The organism is uncultured Cellulomonas sp. (assembly GCF_963527515.1).
GTDB lineage: Bacteria > Actinomycetota > Actinomycetes > Actinomycetales > Cellulomonadaceae > Cellulomonas.
Map to the genome: position 1 here is coordinate 1 of NZ_CAURTV010000171.1, position 4,624 is coordinate 4,624.

Annotated in this window: 3 protein-coding genes; all 3 read right to left on the reverse strand. The window is 75.2% G+C overall.

Annotation, left to right across the window (positions count from 1 at the left end):
- A partial coding sequence (locus tag RYN42_RS19755; RefSeq protein ID WP_315099204.1) for a TPM domain-containing protein occupies positions 1-1,413 on the reverse strand: 1,413 nt, incomplete at its 3' end.
- A 63-nt stretch (positions 1,414-1,476) separates the two neighbouring features.
- Entirely contained in the window at positions 1,477-3,138 is a 1,662-nt protein-coding gene (locus tag RYN42_RS19760; RefSeq protein ID WP_315099206.1) for a DNA repair helicase XPB, read from the reverse strand.
- Positions 3,135-4,624, reverse strand: a 1,490-nt coding sequence (locus RYN42_RS19765) for a helicase-associated domain-containing protein (protein ID WP_315099208.1), incomplete at its 5' end; no start/stop codon positions are given. The genes RYN42_RS19765 and RYN42_RS19760, both read right to left, overlap by 4 nt.

Here is a 4,624-nt window from a genome sequence, read left to right on the forward strand (position 1 = left end):
GGCGTCCACCGCGGCGCGGGCGGTCTGGGCGGGGGCGGCCACCTCGGGCTTGTCCCGGGCGAGCCGGTCGACGTCGGCGAGGTCCGCCGAGATCGAGGCGATCGCCGCGTCGATGCGGACGCCGATCGCGGCGAGCTCCGGTCCGGCGCGGTCGACGGCGTCGAGCAGCGTCGTGACCTGGCTCAGTGCCTCCTCCGCCGCACGGGCGTAGCCGACGGCGGTGCCGCGGGCGCCGCTGCCGACGGCCTCCATGCCGCGGCCGACGGTGGTGTCGATCTCGTCGAGGAGCTGGGCGGCCTGGTCGGGGTTGCGCGCGACCGAGGCGAGCGACGCGGGCGGGTAGGTGGCGGCCAGGGTGCTCACGGTCACGCGGGCGGGGTCGAGCCGGCCGCGCAGGGTCGTCGCCGTGCGGGCGTGCGCGTCGAGAGCCTGCTCGACGCGCGCCTCGAGGTCCCGCAGGTGGTCGAACCCGGCCTTCTGCGCGTCCAGCATGGCGGCGACCGCGGAGCACGTCCGCAGGATGCGGGTCGCCGTCTCGCGGACCTGGGGCTCGGTGTCGGGGATGTTGTCGTCGAGGGTCTGGCGCAGGCGGAACGATTCCATGACCTGGGCCTTCGCGTCGTCCAGCACCGTCTCGAACTCCGCGGTGGCGTCGGCACCGAACTGCGCCTGGGCGAAGCCGAGCTCCTCCTCGGAGGCCTTGACGGCGTCGTCGACGGCCACGAGCGCCGACGCGGAGCGGCGGTCCAGCTCGGCCGTGGGGAGCGCCGCCAGGGCGTCGGCCGGGGCGGCCTGGGCACCGGGGGCGGCGGGCGCGTTCGCGCGGCGTCGGCGCAGGAACCACGGGAGGGCGAAGAACGCGCCGATCACGACGAGACCGACCAGGAGCACGGGGCCGAAGAAGCTGCCGCCGCCCGACGAGCCGCTCGATGCGCCGCCGCCGGTTGCGGCCTCGCGCAGGGAGTCGGCGGTCGCGACCGCCGCCCCTGCCCAGTCGTCGGCGCGCAGCCGGTCCTCGGCGGCCGCGCTGGCGGACTCGACGTCGGAGCTGGACAGGCCCTCGACCGTCTCGGGGGCCAGCGCGTACCGGCGGGCCTCGGTGGCGACCGCGAGGATCACGTCCTGCGACCCGAGGCCCGACTCGGCGGCCGTGGCCTGCGCCCACGCGACCGGGTCGGTGCTGCCGAAGTCGGAGACGTAGACGACGTACAGCTGGAGCGAGGTGTCCTGCGCGAGCCGGTCGAGCGCCGCCTGGACCTCCGCCTGGCTGCCGTCGAGGGCGCCCACCTGGTCGGTGATCTCGCCGGTCAGGGCCAGCGGCTGGACCGCCGGCAGGGTGCCGGCGCCGAGCAGGAGCGGGACGCCGAGCAGCAGCGGGACCAGCAGGGACAGGGGACGACGCGGGACGGGCACCCGTTGATCCTTCCGGTGGGCTCTGTCCGCCGCAACGGCTCACGCCCCGGAAGGGTTCCCCGGTCAGTCCCGGCCGGGCTCCGTGGCGGGGTCCAGGTCCTCGGCGTCGACGATCGAGTACGCGTAGCCCTGCTCGGCCAGGAACCGCTGCCGGTGCGCCGCGAAGTCCTGGTCGACGGTGTCCCGAGCGACCACGGTGTAGAAGTGCGCGGTGCGGCCGTCACCCTTGGGGCGCATGATCCGGCCGAGCCGCTGCGCCTCCTCCTGGCGGGAGCCGAACGAGCCGGACACCTGGATGGCGACGGACGCCTCGGGCAGGTCGATCGAGAAGTTGGCCACCTTGCTCACCACGAGCTTGGTGATCTCCCCGGACCGGAAGGCGTCGAACAGCCGCTGCCGCTCGCGCACCGGGGTCTCGCCGGTGATCAGGTCCGCGTTCAGGTGCTCCGCGAGCGTGTGCAGCTGGTCCAGGTACTGCCCGATCACCAGCGTCGGGTCGCCCTCGTGCTTGGCGACCAGCTGCTCCACCACGCGGTTCTTGCCGCGCGCGGTCGCCGCGAGGCGGTACTTCTCCTCCGGCTCGGCGATCGCGTAGGTCATGCGGTCGGCGTCCGAGAGGGTCAGGCGCACCTCGACGCAGTCGGCGGGGGCGATGTACCCCTGCGCCTCGATGTCCTTCCACGGTGCGTCGAACCGCTTGGGGCCGATGAGGCTGAACACCTCGTCCTCGCGGCCGTCCTCGCGCACCAGGGTGGCGGTCAGGCCGAGCCGTCGGCGGGCCTGCAGGTCCGCGGTCATGCGGAAGATCGGCGCGGGCAGCAGGTGGACCTCGTCGTAGACGACCAGGCCCCAGTCGCGGGCGTCGAGCAGCTCGAGGTGCGCGTACACGCCCTTCCGCTTGGTGGTCATCACCTGGTAGGTCGCGATGGTGACCGGCCGGATCTCCTTGCGGGCACCGGAGTACTCGCCGATCTCGTCCTCGGTCAGCGTCGTGCGCTTGATCAGCTCGTCGCGCCACTGCCGGGCGGAGACGGTGTTGGTTACCAGGATCAAGGTGGTGGTCGACGAGCGCGCCATCGCCCCCGCGCCGACGAGCGTCTTGCCGGCGCCGCAGGGCAGCACCACCACACCGGAGCCGCCGTGGAAGAACCCGTCGACGGCCTGCTGCTGGTAGGGGCGCAGGTGCCAGTCGTCCTGGATGAGGTCGATCTGGTGCGCCTCGCCGTCGACGTAGCCCGCCAGGTCCTCCGCCGGCCAGCCGAGCTTGAGCAGCACCTGCTTGAGGTGGCCGCGCTCGGAGGGGTGCACGACCACGTCGGTCGAGTCGATCCGGGCGCCCAGGAGGCCGGCGGTGCGCTTGGAGCGGACCACCTCGGCCAGGACGGCCGGGTCGAGGGCGTGCAGGATCAGGCCGTGCACCGGGTCCTGGATGAGCTGCAGGCGGCCGTAGCGGGACATCGTGTCGGCGACGTCGACCAGCAGGGCGTGCGGGACCGGGTAGCGGGAGTACTCGAGGAGGACGTCGACCACCTGCTCGGCGTCGTGACCCGCGGCGCGCGCGTTCCACAGGCCCAGCGGGGTGAGGCGGTACGTGTGCACGTGCTCCGGGGCGCGCTCGAGCTCCGCGAACGGGGCGATCGCGCGGCGGCAGGCCTCGGCCTGGTCGTGGTCGACCTCGAGCAGCAGCGTCTTGTCGCTCTGCACGATGAGGGGGCCGTCGGTCACGGGGTGGACTCCTGGGGATCGGTGACGCGGCTGACGGACGCGATGCGGTGCACGGCGACCGTCAGCTCGGACTCGCGCGCGGTGTCGATGGCCCGCAGCCGGCCGCCCTCCACCCGCAGGGGGCGCAGCAGCCGACGTTGCGGGACGCCGTGGGAGCCGACCAGCTCGACCCACACCTCGACCTTCTCGGCCGCCGCCTCGCGCAGCAGCACCAACGCATCCACGGGGTCGGCTGTTCCCGGGGTCGTGGGAGGAAGCGGGGCCGGCGGAGTGACGCGGCGGGCCGGCAGCGGAGGGAGCGAGCCGGGCAGGCGCTCCACCTCGTCGGCCGCGCGCTCGGCCTCCGCCCGGCGCAGCTGCGGCACCAGGGCGAGCAGGCGGTCGTCGGTGAGGGTCTCGCGGGCGGCGGGGGTGGCGTCCGAGGCGCGTCGGCGGGCGCCGGCCGTGGCGCGACGCCCGACCCGGCGGATCGACGGCACGACGTGCACCACCTGGCCGTCCTGCCCTTCGGCCACCGGTGCCAGACCGTGCGTCCGCAGGGTCTCCATGAGCTCACGGACGGGGGCCTGGGACGCGAGCACGGTGGGCGCCAGCTGGACCAGCCCGAGCGTCGCGAGCCGGGGGTCCTCGGCCAGTCCGGCCAGCAGGGAAGGGTCGTCGGCGCGCAGGTAGCCGTTGGCGGAACCGGCCCGCAGCCGGCCGTGGCGCCGCGCCGCGTCCCGCACCAGGTACTCCAGCGGCTGGGGCACACCCGTGCGGCCGTGCGCGGCCAGCTCGGCGAGCAGGCTGTCGGCGGTCGAGCCGCCGTCGAGTGCGTGCCGGACCGACTCCGGCGTGAACCGGACCGTGAGGGCGCCCCCGCGGGACTCGACGTGCGCGCTCCGGTCCAGCAGGTCCTCGAGCTCGGGACTGGGCCGACCGGGGACGACGCCGGTGAGGTCGCCCTGGAGCAGGATCTCGTCGACCGCGGGAGGCAGGGCGGCCGCGAGGGCGTCGGCCGGGTCCCCGGTCTCGGCGCCGACCAGCGGGGCCGTCTCCAGGAGCAGGGCGCGGCCGGCGTCGGACAGCGCTCCCGCGCCGACGATGCCCAGGCGGCCTGCCTCGATGAGGACCGCCTGGACGGCCGCCGCCGGGGGCACCGACCGCGGGGTGCGCCAGCGCAGCACCGCGACCACGTGGGCGGCGTCGAGGACCGTGCCGGGGGGCGTCTCCGCCAGCACGTCGAGCACCGATCGGCGCAGGCGGGGCGCCCACGTGCGCTGCAGCTCGGGGTCGAGCGCGGCCCGCACACCGCCCCGCTCGTCGCGCCCGCCCACCAGCCACGGGGTGCGCAGGGTTCCCCGCCAGGTGCGGGCCAGCGCGGCCCAGCGGTCGGGGACGTCGCGGGCGGCCCACTCGTCGACGGCGACCGTCGGTGCGAACGACGGGTTGTCCTCGCCGTCGTCGGCGACGAAGGCCGCCGCGCCCGCGAGCTCAATGATGAAGG